Consider the following 13,490-nt stretch of genomic DNA (forward strand, 5'->3'; position numbering starts at 1 on the left):
TAAATTATTTTTTTGCCCTATGATGAATGCTCATGCAAGTGTCTCGCGACGATCGAGGACCAAGCCGCTTCGTCCAGAACGGTGCTCTCGTGACATGCAAGGGAGGACAACTTCATGAAGACCATTTCAAACCTGTTCAAGTCCGCACTCGCAGCCGGTGTTATGGTTGTGGCAACGTTGGGCGTTTCGCAGTCAGTTCAGGCTGACGAACTCGACACGATCAAGGAAAACGGCGTCATGCGCATCGCAATGAGCGGCGCCTACCCCCCGTTCAACTTCGTCAACGAGCAAAATGAGGTGGTCGGCTTCGATCCCGCCATCGGTGCCGAAATCGCCAAGCGCCTGGGCGTGGAAGTCGAAGTCGTGACCACAGCCTGGGACGGCATCATCGGCGGTCTTCTGGCAAACAAATACGATGCCATCGTCGGGTCCATGTCGATCACCGACGAGCGCAAGAAAGTGGTAGACTTCGTTGGTCCTTACTATCGGATGAGCCGAGGCATCTTCGTCAAGCAAGGTTCGGATGTTGCCGATCTGGCGGGACTTGAAGGTCGCAAGATCGGGGTTACGCTCGGCGAAACCCACGAGCAGTGGGCACAAGAACAGGAAGGCTGGGAAGTCCGCACCTACAAGGGACTACCCGAGCTGCTGCTGGAACTTGACAACGGCCGCATCGACGCAATCGTAACCGACGATATCCCTGTACTCCTTGCGATCCGTGAAAACGGAAACGCGATCACTCAACTTGATACCTCTGGTCTGGCTGGTGTCGCGGATCAGGCTGGCATCGCCATCCGCAAGGGCAATCCTGAACTGCACAAGGCAATGCAGGCAGCACTTGATGCAATTCAGGAGGACGGAACGTATCTCGCGATTGCAGAAGAATGGGTCGGCGGGGACATCCGCTAAAATATCCCATCGGGCCCGGCACAAATTCTCCCCCTTTTCACTGGGCCCACTCTTTCGGTTTAGCTTTACCGAGGAACTGCAATGGATTTCGACCTGATCCTGCGCGTCTTCCCTTATTTCCTGCAGGCTGCCGTGGTGACAATCGAGTTGTCGGTCTATTCGACAGCACTCGGCCTCGTTTGCGCAGCCCTTGGAACATTTGCCCGCCTTTCCCGGCACAAGATGCTGCGCGCCATCGGCACCACCTATGTGTCGGTTATCCGGGGAACACCCGCTCTGATCCAGCTCTTCATTCTCTATTTTGGCGGACCGCAAATCGGCATTCAGCTGGACGCTTTTGAAGCCGGTGTCATTGGGCTCGGGGTCAATATCGGCGCCTATATGACCGAGACGATGCGTGGCGCAATAATTGCGGTAGACAAAGGTCAAACCGAAGCCGCCCGTACCTTGGGGCTGAGTCGGACGCAGGCAATGCGGAAGGTTGTGCTTCCCCAGGCAGCCAGGTTGATGGTCCGTCCTCTTGGGGTGAACATCAACGCTCAGATCAAGGGCACTGCGCTGGTCGCAGCAATCTCCGTGGTCGAGCTGACCTACACCGCACAGCGCTACATCGGCTCGACCTACAAGCCGTTCGAAATGTTCCTGCTCGCCGGTGCCCTTTACATGGTGATCATCTACGTGGTGGGCATTTGCGTCACTTATCTGGACAGAAAGGTGGCCCTGAAATGACCGGACCTCACTTCTGGATCGGAGGCTGCAATGGGTCTTGATTTTGCAGTTGTGCCGGAATACCTGGATCGGCTTCTATTGGGATCCGCATGGACGATCGGCATCACACTTGCGGCCGCAGCTCTCAGCTTTTTCGGAGGCATCCTCTTTGCTGTCATAGCACTCTATGCACCTGCCTTTGTCAGATGGCCGTTCAAGGCCTTTGCCTGGCTGTTCATGGGAACACCTCTGCTGTTGCAGTTGTTCCTGATCTATTTCGGCCTGATCCAGATCGGCATCGATCTACCAGCTGTCGTTGCAGGGGTCATCGGTCTGGGGCTGCACTTTGCGGTCTACAATTCCGACATCATCCAGGCTGGCATCAGGGCAGTCGACAACGGGCAATACGAGGCGGGTCGGACACTGGGTCTCAGCCAGGCACAGACTATCCGCAAGATCGTTGTTCCCCAGGCAGTTCGCGCGGTTGTGCCGCCAATCGGCAACAACATGATAGCGCTGTTGAAAGACAGCGCGCTCGTGTCCGTTATTGGCGTCACGGAGCTGACACTCAGTTCGCAACTCGCCATATCCAAGACCTTCCGTCCGTTTGAATTCTACCTGGCTGCGGCCGCTTGTTACTACGTCATCAATCTGGCTCTGGAAGCAGGATTGCATCGTATCGAGCGCCGCATTCAGGTCGCGCGTTAGACCGCGCAAGGAGTGACTTTCATGACAGACAAACCCTTTGTCGACATTCGGCACGCCGCCAAAAGCTACGGTTCTCTCGAGGTCTTGCACGACATCAGCCTTCAAGTGAACAAGGGCGAGATCGTCGCCATCATCGGCCCTTCCGGATCCGGCAAGTCGACCTTGTTACGTGCGATCAACGATCTCGATCCATTGACCTCGGGTGAAGTGTGGCTGGAGGACACGCAAGTCAACGAGACACTGCCGCATCGCCAGTACGAAAAGCACATCAACAAGGTGCGCCAGGAGATCGGAATGGTGTTCCAGCACTTCAATCTCTTCCCGCATTTGACCGCACGCGGCAACATCGTGCTGGCCCCGAAGATGCTGAAAGGCATCTCGGACGCCGAAGCGAACACTCTGGCTGAGGAGCAACTCGACCGCGTCGGTCTGCTCGATCGGATCGACTACTACCCCAGTCAGTTGTCCGGAGGACAGAAACAGCGCGTGGCAATTGCACGGGCTCTGGCGATGAAGCCCAAAGTGATGCTGTTTGATGAAGCAACTTCAGCGCTTGATCCGGAACTGGTCGAGGAAGTCAATCTCGTGATGAAACAGCTCGCTGAAGAACACATGACCATGATCATCGTCACCCATGAAATGAAATTTGCCGAAAGCGTCTGCGATCGGGTCGTCTTCATGGATGGAGGATACGTCGTTGAGGAAGGTTCTCCTGAAGTGGTGTTCCGCAATCCGACTCACGATCGCACCCGCAACTTCCTGCGCAAACATCTGCAGGGCTAGAGTTACCGTGAAAGAAATGCTTCCTAAAGAAATCAACTCAATCTCTGGTCTACCGACGAACACCAGGAAACAGCGGGTGGTTTCATGATGTCTTTTTCCTTTCGGCATGCCGGTCCTGATGATGCTCAGACGATCTTTGAGCTGGTCCAAAAACTCAGCGAATACCTTGGGCAAACAGAAAAGCTGACCGCGGCTCCGGACGATTTCAGGGAGGTTGGACAGGGATCTCGCCCACTCTTCAGTGCCCTCCTCGCAGAAGATCGCGGTGAGACAGTCGGCATTTGTCTTTATTTCGACAGTTTTTCAAGCTTGCGGGGCCAACGCGGGGTCTACGTGCAGGACCTCTACGTGACGGATGCCGCACGCGGCTCGGGGCTCGGAAAGGCCCTGTTGGCGCAGGTAGCCAAGGAAGCAGCCGCCCAAGGTGCCACCTATCTTCGCCTCTCGGTCGATGTCGAGAATATTGCTGCCCAGAAGGCCTATGAAAGGATCGGATTGTCCGCTGCCACAGACGAACAGATCCGGAAAATCGACGGCTCCGCCTTTCAGCAATTGGCCGCCCTTGCAAATGAAACTTGAGACAAGATCCAACCACAAGAAAGACACCGAGATGGCGCAGTCAAACCTGTTCTACCAATCCCGACTGAGACGTCCGATGCTGGATCGGGCTGAAGGTATCTACATGTGGGATACATCGGGCAAGCGTTACATTGACGGTTCGTCCGGTGCGATGGTCAGCAATATTGGCCATTCCAATCCGAATGTCATTGCCGCGATGAAGGCACAGATGGACAAGTCCACATTCGGATACCGCCTGCATTTTCAAAACGAACCTGCGGAAACACTTGCGCGCAAGACGGCCGAATTGATGCCTGATGGTCTGGACCGGGTTTTCTTTGTCTCCGGTGGCTCTGAGGCAGTCGAAAGTGCCGTCAAACTTGCACGGCAGTATGCACTGACACAGGGACAGGACAACAGATGGAAAGTCATTTCCAGGTTCCCTTCCTATCACGGAGGTACCCTGGGCGCAGTAGCACTGACCGGATATGACCCGCTCTCCAAGCCATTCGCCCCCTTGCTTCGGGACATGCCAAAGATCGCGGCCCCCCTTTGCTATCTGGATAAGGACAACTTGAGCGAAGAAGAGCGTGGCTTGAAGTATGCGGAGTTGCTGCGCGAGAAAATTCAGGAAGAAGGGCCTGACAGTGTTCTGGCCTTCATCATGGAACCTGTCGGTGGCGCTTCAACCGGCGCGCTCGTGGCGCCGGACAGCTACTACGCGCGCATCCGCGAGATTTGCGGCGAATTCGGCATTCTTCTGATTTACGACGAAGTGATGACCGGGGCCGGACGCACAGGCAAATTCGTGGCCTCAGAACACTGGGGAGTAACGCCCGACTTCGTGGCTCTTTCGAAGGGGTTTGCCGCCGGATACGCTCCCCTCGGTGCAATGGTGGCCAGAACTCCGATTGTAGATGCGGTCCTTGATGCCGGTGGTTTCATGCATGGCTTCACATATGCAGGCAATCCGCTGGCCTGTGCTGCCGGCGTTGCGGTGTTGGATGAGCTGAAGCAACAGGATCTGATCGGCAATGCTGCAGACATTGGCGGCGTTCTCGAGCAGGAACTGACCGGCCTGATGGACCGCTACCCCTTTATCGGCGATGTGCGCGGAAAAGGTCTGCTTCTCGCCTTTGAACTTGTTTCCGATCGTGAAACGATGAAACCATTGCCGAAAGATTTCAATGCCTTCAACCGACTTGTTGATCTGGCCTATGAACGAGGCCTGATCATTTATTCCCGCCGTACACGTGGAGGTCACGAAGGCGACCATTTCCTCGTCTGCCCCCCCTTGATCGTGACCCGGGAACAGGTGAACGAGATCTTGGAAGTTTTGACAGAAAGCCTCGACGCTATGGCGAACGAGATGAACTTGCAGGTCATACGCTGATGCCAATGCCCGACAAATCCCGCTCAATTGAAGAGGCAATTGCGCAAATCCCTGACGGCTCAAGCATCATGCTTGGCGGTTTCGGAGTGCCGGGCACGCCGTTCTGCCTGATTCAAGAACTGGTACGCCAGGGACAAGGGGGACTGACCCTCATAAAGAATGACGCCAACGAAACCGGAATGGGTGTCGACTGGCTGCTAGAGAACGGACAGGTCGCCAAACTGATCACCAGTCACATCGGTTTGAACTCAAACGCTGTTTCCATGATGAACGCGGGCGAAATCGAAGTGGAATTCGCACCACAAGGTATTCTCGCCGAGCGCATCCGCGTGGCCGGAGCTGGAGTGATGGGCTTTGTGACCGACATCGGTCTCGGAACTCCGATGGCGGAAGGTAAGCAGAAGGTCACGATTGACGGGAAAGAAGGCATCGTGGAGACAGCGCTCCGGGCAGATTTCGCCTTGTTGCACGCCGACCGGTCCGACCCTTTTGGCAACCTTTGCTTCTCGGCAACCGCCCGCAATTTCAATCCTCTGATGGGCATGGCAGCCACCAGAACCATTGCGGAGGCGGAAGCCATCGTTCCGCTCGGCGGCATCACACCGGATGACGTCAACCTGCCTGGTCCCTTCGTCGATGACGTTGTTGCCCTTCCCGAACTGATGGAGGTCTATGGTGTCGTCGAGCGCTAAGGACAGAATGCTGAAACGGGCCGCGGCCGACATCAAGGCCGGCATGACGGTCAACCTGGGTATCGGCCTGCCGACACAGGTGCTGAAACACGTACCGGAAAACCTGCCTGTCTGCCTGCATTCGGAAAACGGCATTGCCGGCGTTGGCCCTGTTCTTGCCAATGAGAAAGCGGACCGTAACCTGATCGATGCAGGCGGAGCTTACGTGTCACCTGTTCCGGGCACATCCTATTTCGACAGCGCGCTCAGCTTTGCCATCGTGCGCTCCGGACGTCTCGACCTTACACTTCTGGGAGCATTCGAAGTTGCCGGCAATGGCGACCTCGCCAACTGGATGATCCCTGGAAAATTTACACCTGGAGCCGGCGGAGCCATCGAATTGGCGCAGAAGGCCCGACGGGTAGGAGTTATCACCACCCATACGGACAAGAAGGGCAATCCCAAAATCCTGTCTGCGTGCACTTTACCGCTGACCGCTCGCACGTGTGTCGACCGGATTTACACGGACATGGCAGTTTGTGATGTGACGGCGGACGGACTGTGCCTTACCGAAATTGCGGAAGGTGTCTCCGTTGACGATGTGATTGCCGCAACCGGGGCAAGGTTGATCATTCCCGACCAGCCCCTGCCCACCTTTTGATCGGACTTTCCATGGATACGCAGATCAAAACCTCGATCATGAACGCCGTCGACAATCTGTTCGATGCGGAAATCGACTTTCTGAGTGAATTGAGCAGCCATCCGTCAACACGCGGCAACGAACAATCCGCTCAGACCTTCATGGCAGAGGAGTTGGCGAACCGTGGCCTGGAGGTTGATCGTTGGCAGATCGATGTTGACGAGATTGCTCACCTCCCCGGTTTTTCTCCCGTTCTTGGCAACTATGACGACGCCGTAAACGTTGTCGGCACACTCCGGTCAGCATCGCGCAAAGGACGCAGCCTGATCCTGAATGGTCATATCGACGTCGTTCCGGAAGGCCCGCTCGATATGTGGGAGACGCCTCCATTCGCGCCGCGAGTGGAAGATGGGTGGATGTATGGGCGCGGCACCGGTGACATGAAGGCTGGGCTGGCAGCCAACCTGTTTGCCTTGGATGCGTTGCGCTCGCTGGGCGTTGCGCCCGCTGCCGACGTTTTCTTCCAATCCGTTGTCGAAGAAGAATGCACCGGAAACGGTGCCCTTGCCTGCCTGCATCGCGGTTACAAGGCGGATGCCGCCCTGATACCGGAGCCCTTTGCCGAAGATCTCGTCACCGCACAGCTCGGCGTTCTCTGGTTCCAGGTGCATCTACGCGGATTGCCGACCCATGTTGCGTACGCAGGAAGTGGCTCCAACGCGATCGAGGCCGCAATCCCTTTGATCGCGGCACTCCATGAAATGGAGCACCGCTGGAACCTGCCTCAGAACCGCCATGAGGACTATTGCAATCACAATCATGCACTCAACTTGAATGTCGGCAAGATCCAGGGAGGCGACTGGACCAGTTCGGTACCAGCCTGGTGCATCTTCGATGTCCGGATGGGACTGTTTCCAGGACAAGATCTGAACGAAGCCAAGCGCGAGATCGAAGACGTTCTGAGGGTCGCAGCCCAAAGCCACCCATTCCTGAGCAAGAATGCACCGGAAATCGTCTATCACGGGTTTCACGCGGAGGGTTATGCCCTTTCCGAAGACAAGGGCACTATAGCCAAAACGGCCATCGGAACTCTGGAACAGGCCCACCATGCTGTCACAGGACGGGATTTGAACAAGGTTGCAATCACGGCAACTACGGATGCCCGGTTCTTTGGTCTCTACGCGGATACTCCGGCACTCGTCTACGGACCAACGGCGGAAGCCATTCACGGGTTTGACGAGCGGGTGGATCTGGAGTCGGTCCGGCGCATCACCCAGGCAACAGCCCTTTTCATCGCCGATTGGTGTGGACTGGAAAAGATCTGAAGGATATCCCCATGCGCGACGCCGTAATCGTCTCGACCGCCCGTACACCAATTGGAAAAGCCTATCGCGGGGCTTTCAACGCCACGCAGGGGCCCGTCCTGGCCGCACATGCTGTGCGGGCGGCGGTCTCCAGAGCCAAATTGGAAGGAGGCGAAATCACAGACTTCACCATGGGCTGCGCATTGACCCAGGGTTCGACAGGGATCAACGCGGCTCGTCATACTGTCTTCGCCGCCGGACTGCCGGACAGCGTTGCTGCAGCAACCGTCGATCGACAGTGTGCGTCCGGTTTGTCCGCAATTGCGATTGCCGCAAATCAGGTTGCGACGGGTGAATGCGAGATTGCCCTCGCAGGCGGAGTGGACAGTATTTCGCTGGTACAGAATTCGGACTGGAACGGAAGTCACTATCGCATTCCGTCTGTGCGTGACGGCTACTACATGTCCATGCTGGAAACCGCAGAACTGGTTGCCGAGCGATATGGCGTAAGCCGTGCGGAACAGGATGAGTACGCACTGCTGAGCCAGCAGCGCACGGCAGTGGCTCAAGAAAAAAGATTGTTTGCGACCGAGATCGTGCCCGTCGAAACCATCAAGCGCTCAAAGGACAAGACAACCAATCAGGTCCACGACGAAACCGTGACGCTGGATGCCGATGAATGCAATCGACCGCAAACCACGTTGGAAGCTTTGTCTGCACTGGAGCCCGTTCTTGAAGGTGGCTCTGCAGTGACTGCAGGCAACGCCAGCCAGATGTCCGACGGCGCTGCTGCTTGCGTGATCATGTCGACTGCCGAAGCCGGTCGACGCAATCTCGAGCCACTCGGCCTCGTCCGGGGCATGTCGGTCGTCGGATGTGCACCTGAGGAGATGGGGATCGGACCGGTTCTTGCCATCCCGAAGCTGCTGCAACGGCATGGATTAAGTGTCGATGATATCGATCTCTGGGAAATCAACGAAGCCTTCGCCTCGCAGCTTGTCTACTGCCGGAACAGGCTCGGCATCGATCCTTCAAAGCTCAACGTGAACGGCGGAGCAATTTCCATCGGTCACCCTTATGGCATGAGTGGCACAAGAATGACCGGACACGCCTTGCTTGAAGGCAAGCGCCGCAACGCGAGGTTTGCAGTTGTCAGCATGTGTGTTGGCTGGGGTATGGGTGCAGCAGCACTTTTCGAGTTGTCCTGACCACCACGGCAACTCTCAAACAGAAGGAAAAGGCAGACATCGCGAGACCGAAAAAACTGCCTTTTCTTGCTTCCACCAGGTCCGTAGCAATCTGATTTCCGTCACTTACCGGCCGCGCAAGTCTGCGACGGAACCCCGTTCGACAATCTCTGCGTCGAGCCGGAGCGTCTCGATCTCTTTTGCGGCATCCAGTCTGCCCATCAGCGCCTTTGCGACGCTGGTGCCCATGCGCGCGGTCGGAAGGCGGATCGTGGTCAATGGCGGTACACTGTGCGCAGCCCAATCCAGATCATCGAAGCCCATCAGAGACAGATCCTGCGGAACTGCAATGCCATGACGGCCTGCCTCGAAAAGCACACCCAGCGCCAGAACATCCGACAAACAAAGGACTGCGCTTCCGGGTTGCCGTTTGAGAGCGAAGATGTTTGCAGCGGAACTCGCACCTCCGGCAACATCAAGTGATGTTTCGAACAGGTGAACCTCAGCCCCCGCCTCTTTTGCACCCGCCAGAACACCATCAATTCTCAGTCGTGTGCGATCATTGTTTTCTGTTGGCCCGTGAATGACCGAGACATTGTCATGACCTCGTGAAGCAAGGAAACGCAACGCTTTCTCGCCCAGCGCGGCATTGTCATAGCCAATAGCTGGCAAGCCGTCCTGTCCTTCACAGACACTGGTGCAAATCGCAGGAATGTTTCCAGCGGCAAGAAACTCAAGCAGAGCCATGTTGTGTTCCGCGCCAGACAGGATCAAACCTTCCGCACCCAGATCGACCAATTCACGGGCGCGCCGCTCTTCTGCTTCGGCATCACCTCCTGAAGTGGCGATCACAAGCGCATAGCCTTGACCGGCCAATTCCTGCTCAATCGCGTTCAGAAATCGCGCAAAGATCGAGTGAGCAAGCGTCGGCACAACGGCACCGATCGTTTTCGTGCGCTGCGTTGCCAGGGCACGAGCGGCTGGATTGCGCGTATATCCCGCCTTTTCAATGGCTTCCAGAACCTGGCGGCGTGTATCCTTGTTCACCAGCGCGGAATTGTTCAGCACTCGAGAGATCGTCCCCGTCGAGTAACCGGTCATCTTGGCCAGGGCCCGAACGCCCAGCTTTTTTGTGCCGGATGGTTCTTCCATCCATTCGTCTCCATCTTGTCCGGTTTCATAGAACACCAAAGAAATTTATTACAGGTTATTGACAATTGGAACCGGTTCCAGTTCAAATTATGGAACCGGTTCCAATAACCATTCCTCCAGAACCGACGGAGCTGATCGAATGCAGATTTATGCGCCTGTTTCAGGTGGTCTGTCTTCAAAGGGAGCGCGATATCCCGGGTTCGACGCCGAAGGTCGAACGAAGGTGATCGAGATTCATTGCGGCGAAGCAAAACGCGTGCACGTCTTTGAAGGTGCTCTCGTCACTCTGACGGATGTTGACGGCGACATCGCTGCCTTGGTCTGCGCTCTGACACCATCTGGTGAGGATGCGCTTGCAGAAAGCGAGATTGGTTTCAGCAGATCCAGTGGAATTCCCGACGGTATCGACGGAGAAGAGCTGCGCGGCTGGGTGGCTTCCAACGGTTCTTCCGAAGCGGATCTCGCTTTCAGAAGCGTGTTTGCTCCATCCGGGGCTCCCGATAACAAGTTTACACTGCGAGTTCCGACAGACTGCGATCTATGGATTGCAGTTCCTCGTTCCAACGACACGCTGGAGCATGGCGGCGGAGGTTCGGTCATTGCCGAGGTGTCCGAACTCAACAAGTCGGTATCCCGGCTCCCTGCCCCACTGGGAGACATACGCGATGAATTTCGAGTAAATCGCGGAACAGCTTATGCATATGAAGTCAAAAAGGGTGACCTAATTCAGGTCATCGACGTGGACGGTCGGCAATGTTCGGACTTCATGGCTCTGCGATCAGATGCACTTGACGCTGGTCTGGAACGTCATATCGATTCAACTGTAACACGGACGCTTGTTGGCGGCGGATATCCAGCCCCCGGTCTTTATGACAAGTTTTTCGACCAGGACATGCGCCCTCTGCTTTCAGTCGTTCAAGACACCGTCGGTCGGCATGACACGTTCGCCCTGGCCTGTACCGCGCGTGGCTACGAGGAACGGGGTTTCCCAGGCCATCTGAACTGTTCAGACAACATCTCGGATGTCTTTGAGCCCTATGGCATCGGACGCCGCAACGCATGGCCAGCTATCAACTTCTTCTTCAATTCGTGGATCCTGCCCGGAGACAATCGTTTGCAGTCCGACGAAGCCTGGTCGCGCGCCGGTGATTACGTGCTCATGCGCGCGATGACGGACCTGCTGTGCGTTTCGACCGCCTGTCCCGACGACATTGACCCTATCAACGGATGGAACCCGACCGACATACATGTGCGCGTCTACAAGCCGGAAAAGACAATCCGGCACGCCATCGCCCATCGTCCGTTTGCCGAGAGTGCCCCAGTCATGACAAGCGAAAGCGCCTTTCATCCAAGAACAAGCAAACTGACGAGCTCTTTTCACGTCGCACGCGATGTTTGGCTTCCGGCATCCTATGACGGCAGTCGAACGCTGGATGAATACTGGACCTGCCGAGAAGCCGTCACCGTCCAGGACATGTCATCCTTGCGAAAATACGACATTGCCGGACCGGATGCCGAACAGCTTTTGCAAATCTGCCTGACACGCAACATCGCTAAGCTTTCAGTCAATCGCGGCGTCTATGCACTTCTGCTGAACAACACCGGGTCGGTCATTGATGACGGAACTCTGTTCCGGCTTGCTCCTGATCTTTTCAGATGGTGCTGCGGCTCGGAGGAGAGCGCTCGCCAACTCAAACAAGTTGCAGAAAGTGAAGGCCTCAAGGTCTGGGTCAAGGCTCAATGGTCGTCCATGCCCAACCTTGCGATCCAGGGACCGAAAAGTCGCGAGCTCCTGAAACGCATCGTCTTTACACAACCCCATCAGCCTTCGCTGGAAAACATCAAGTGGTTCGGCTTCACCATCGCCCGTCTTCGTGACCGGGAAGGCCCGGCATTCATGCTGACACGCACCGGCTTCACGGGCGAGCTGGGCTACGAAATCTTCTGCGATCAGGGCTCTGCCTTAGAGATCTGGGACGCAGTCATGGAAGCAGGCGAAGACTTCTCCATCAAACCGATGGGGTCCGGGGCCCTCGAGACGATCCGGATAGAGGCGGGGTTGATGGTTGCGGGCGCTGAGTTCACCCCCGAGGTCGACGCTCTGGAGGCTGGCCTCGGTTTCGCTGTCGACATGAAGAAGGGCTCGTTTATCGGCCGTGAGGCGTTGGAGCGTAACGGAACAGCTACTCGGAGAAAACTGGTCGGTCTGAAGTTTGAAGGAACCGAGGTTCCCATTCACGGTGCTCCGGTTTTTGCGGGCCATCATCAGGTTGGTGTCATCACAAGCGCCACGCGCTCACCCATGCACGGTGCCGCAATCGCCATGTGCCGCCTCGCTATTGAAAATGCGGATATCGGAACGGAACTCGAGGTGGGTTGCCTGGACGGACACATGAAACGCCTGCCGGCACGGGTTCATGAACTTCCCTTCTTCGACCCCAAACGGGAGCGCGCTCGCGCATGAAAACGAAGTATTGAATGACAGGAGGACGCGATGAAAAAGGTACTACTTGGAGCAACTCTTGCGATCGCCACGGGTCTCTCATCGGTTTCGGCGAACGCCGCCGACAAGGTGACGATCGGTGAGCCAAGCTGGCCCGGAGCAAAGATAATGGCCAACCTGATCGGTCAGGTCATCACCTCACGTTTGGGCGGCGAAGTCGGCTACGCCCCAGGGGCCAATGCCGTCATCTTTGCCGCCATGGATGGAGGCAGAGGCGATATCGACGTTCATCCGGACGTGTGGCTGCCCAACCAGAAGTCCTTTACCGACGAGTACGTCGACCAGAAGGGAACCGTCGTGTTGTCGGAAGGGTCATATGAGGGCAGATCCGGTTTCTGTACACCGACCTACATGGCAGCAGAACACAACATCAAATCGGTCTTTGATCTTGGAACGCCGGACGCTCAAAAGCTTTTCGACGCCAACAATGACGGAAAAGGTGAGATCTGGGTTGGTGCATCGGGTTGGGCGTCCACCAACGTTCACAAAGTGAAAGTTCGGGACTACGGGATCGAAACCTTCCTGGAGCCGACAACCGAAGACGAAACTGTCTTCTACGCCCGGCTGAAAGATGCAGTCGATGCCAAACAGGGCGTCGTGTTCTACTGCTACAAACCACATTATGTTCACGCACTCTACGACGTGACGATGCTCGAAGAGCCGGAATTCGACCCGGAACAATACGCCATCGTTCAACCGGACCAGGATGCCGACTGGTACGAAAAGTCGAAGATCACCACAGGTGACCAGGTAAAGACCGTCCGCGTTGCGCACTCCAGGTCTCTTGAAGAACGTGCGCCCGCAGCTGCTGCTTTTCTCAAGAACATCAACATGAGTGCGGATGATCTGTCCGAACTGACCTATCAGGTCGTTGTGCAGAAAAAGGAAATCGAACCGGTCGTGTCTGAATGGATCGCCGGCAACTCTCAGACTGTCGACGGCTGGCTTGGGCTCAACTGACCACTGGCAACTTC

The 13,490-nt window shown here is 56.3% G+C and carries 13 protein-coding genes; 12 read left to right on the forward strand and 1 reads right to left on the reverse strand.

The window, feature by feature from the left end; genetic code table 11:
- The first annotated feature begins 123 nt into the window (after positions 1–123).
- The 10 genes from ABLO27_RS06695 (at position 124) to ABLO27_RS06740 (ending at position 8,882) form a co-directional block, all read left to right on the forward strand.
- A complete protein-coding gene (locus tag ABLO27_RS06695; RefSeq protein WP_417714754.1) occupies positions 124–909 on the forward strand; it encodes a transporter substrate-binding domain-containing protein in 786 nt (261 codons plus the stop codon).
- A gap of 81 nt (positions 910–990) precedes the next feature.
- Positions 991–1,638, forward strand: a complete 648-nt coding sequence (locus ABLO27_RS06700; protein WP_353031441.1) for an amino acid ABC transporter permease — start codon at positions 991–993, stop codon at positions 1,636–1,638.
- A 30-nt stretch (positions 1,639–1,668) separates the two neighbouring features.
- On the forward strand, positions 1,669–2,325 hold the full coding sequence (locus tag ABLO27_RS06705; RefSeq protein WP_353031442.1) for an amino acid ABC transporter permease: 657 nt from the start codon (positions 1,669–1,671) through the stop codon (positions 2,323–2,325).
- A 21-nt stretch (positions 2,326–2,346) separates the two neighbouring features.
- Complete coding sequence (locus ABLO27_RS06710) at positions 2,347–3,108, forward strand: amino acid ABC transporter ATP-binding protein (protein ID WP_353031443.1); 762 nt, start codon at positions 2,347–2,349, stop codon at positions 3,106–3,108.
- Positions 3,109–3,192: 84 nt separating this feature from the next.
- The gene (locus ABLO27_RS06715; RefSeq protein ID WP_353031444.1) at positions 3,193–3,687 is read left to right on the forward strand and encodes a GNAT family N-acetyltransferase; all 495 of its coding nucleotides are present in this window, start codon (positions 3,193–3,195) and stop codon (positions 3,685–3,687) included.
- On the forward strand, positions 3,677–5,059 hold the full coding sequence (locus tag ABLO27_RS06720; protein ID WP_353031445.1) for an aspartate aminotransferase family protein: 1,383 nt from the start codon (positions 3,677–3,679) through the stop codon (positions 5,057–5,059). The genes ABLO27_RS06715 and ABLO27_RS06720 overlap by 11 nt, the downstream gene beginning before the upstream one ends.
- A gap of 5 nt (positions 5,060–5,064) precedes the next feature.
- Positions 5,065–5,751, forward strand: a complete 687-nt coding sequence (locus tag ABLO27_RS06725; protein ID WP_417714744.1) for a CoA transferase subunit A — start codon at positions 5,065–5,067, stop codon at positions 5,749–5,751.
- Between the two features lie 7 nt (positions 5,752–5,758).
- Positions 5,759–6,391, forward strand: a complete 633-nt coding sequence (locus ABLO27_RS06730) for a 3-oxoacid CoA-transferase subunit B (RefSeq protein WP_353031448.1) — start codon at positions 5,759–5,761, stop codon at positions 6,389–6,391.
- Positions 6,392–6,402: 11 nt separating this feature from the next.
- Entirely contained in the window at positions 6,403–7,695 is a 1,293-nt protein-coding gene (locus ABLO27_RS06735) for an ArgE/DapE family deacylase (RefSeq protein ID WP_353031450.1), read from the forward strand.
- An 11-nt stretch (positions 7,696–7,706) separates the two neighbouring features.
- Positions 7,707–8,882 (forward strand): acetyl-CoA C-acyltransferase, encoded by a 1,176-nt coding sequence (locus ABLO27_RS06740; protein ID WP_353031451.1) that lies wholly within the window; start codon positions 7,707–7,709, stop codon positions 8,880–8,882.
- Positions 8,883–8,987: 105 nt separating this feature from the next.
- Here the strand turns inward: ABLO27_RS06740 and ABLO27_RS06745 are convergent, their stop codons facing one another.
- Entirely contained in the window at positions 8,988–10,013 is a 1,026-nt protein-coding gene (locus tag ABLO27_RS06745; protein WP_353031452.1) for a LacI family DNA-binding transcriptional regulator, read from the reverse strand.
- A 139-nt stretch (positions 10,014–10,152) separates the two neighbouring features.
- Between ABLO27_RS06745 and ABLO27_RS06750 the strand changes: the two genes are divergently transcribed.
- Positions 10,153–12,477 (forward strand): DUF1989 domain-containing protein, encoded by a 2,325-nt coding sequence (locus tag ABLO27_RS06750; protein ID WP_353031453.1) that lies wholly within the window; start codon positions 10,153–10,155, stop codon positions 12,475–12,477.
- 30 nt (positions 12,478–12,507) lie between these two features.
- The gene (locus ABLO27_RS06755; protein ID WP_353031454.1) at positions 12,508–13,476 is read left to right on the forward strand and encodes a glycine betaine ABC transporter substrate-binding protein; all 969 of its coding nucleotides are present in this window, start codon (positions 12,508–12,510) and stop codon (positions 13,474–13,476) included.
- Positions 13,477–13,490 lie beyond the last annotated feature (14 nt).

This window comes from Roseibium sp. SCP15, assembly GCF_040329435.1.
Taxonomy (GTDB): domain Bacteria; phylum Pseudomonadota; class Alphaproteobacteria; order Rhizobiales; family Stappiaceae; genus Roseibium.

Coding starts and splice junctions, on each gene's coding strand:
- ABLO27_RS06715 (WP_353031444.1), top strand. CDS start 3,193: ATGATGTCTTTTTCCTTTCGGCATGCCGGTCCTGATGATGCTCAGACG.
- ABLO27_RS06705 (WP_353031442.1), top strand. CDS start 1,669: ATGGGTCTTGATTTTGCAGTTGTGCCGGAATACCTGGATCGGCTTCTA.
- ABLO27_RS06755 (WP_353031454.1), top strand. CDS start 12,508: ATGAAAAAGGTACTACTTGGAGCAACTCTTGCGATCGCCACGGGTCTC.
- ABLO27_RS06730 (WP_353031448.1), top strand. CDS start 5,759: ATGCTGAAACGGGCCGCGGCCGACATCAAGGCCGGCATGACGGTCAAC.
- ABLO27_RS06720 (WP_353031445.1), top strand. CDS start 3,677: ATGAAACTTGAGACAAGATCCAACCACAAGAAAGACACCGAGATGGCG.
- ABLO27_RS06735 (WP_353031450.1), top strand. CDS start 6,403: ATGGATACGCAGATCAAAACCTCGATCATGAACGCCGTCGACAATCTG.
- ABLO27_RS06740 (WP_353031451.1), top strand. CDS start 7,707: ATGCGCGACGCCGTAATCGTCTCGACCGCCCGTACACCAATTGGAAAA.
- ABLO27_RS06710 (WP_353031443.1), top strand. CDS start 2,347: ATGACAGACAAACCCTTTGTCGACATTCGGCACGCCGCCAAAAGCTAC.
- ABLO27_RS06700 (WP_353031441.1), top strand. CDS start 991: ATGGATTTCGACCTGATCCTGCGCGTCTTCCCTTATTTCCTGCAGGCT.
- ABLO27_RS06745 (WP_353031452.1), bottom strand. CDS start 10,013: ATGGAAGAACCATCCGGCACAAAAAAGCTGGGCGTTCGGGCCCTGGCC.
- ABLO27_RS06725 (WP_417714744.1), top strand. CDS start 5,065: ATGCCCGACAAATCCCGCTCAATTGAAGAGGCAATTGCGCAAATCCCT.
- ABLO27_RS06750 (WP_353031453.1), top strand. CDS start 10,153: ATGCAGATTTATGCGCCTGTTTCAGGTGGTCTGTCTTCAAAGGGAGCG.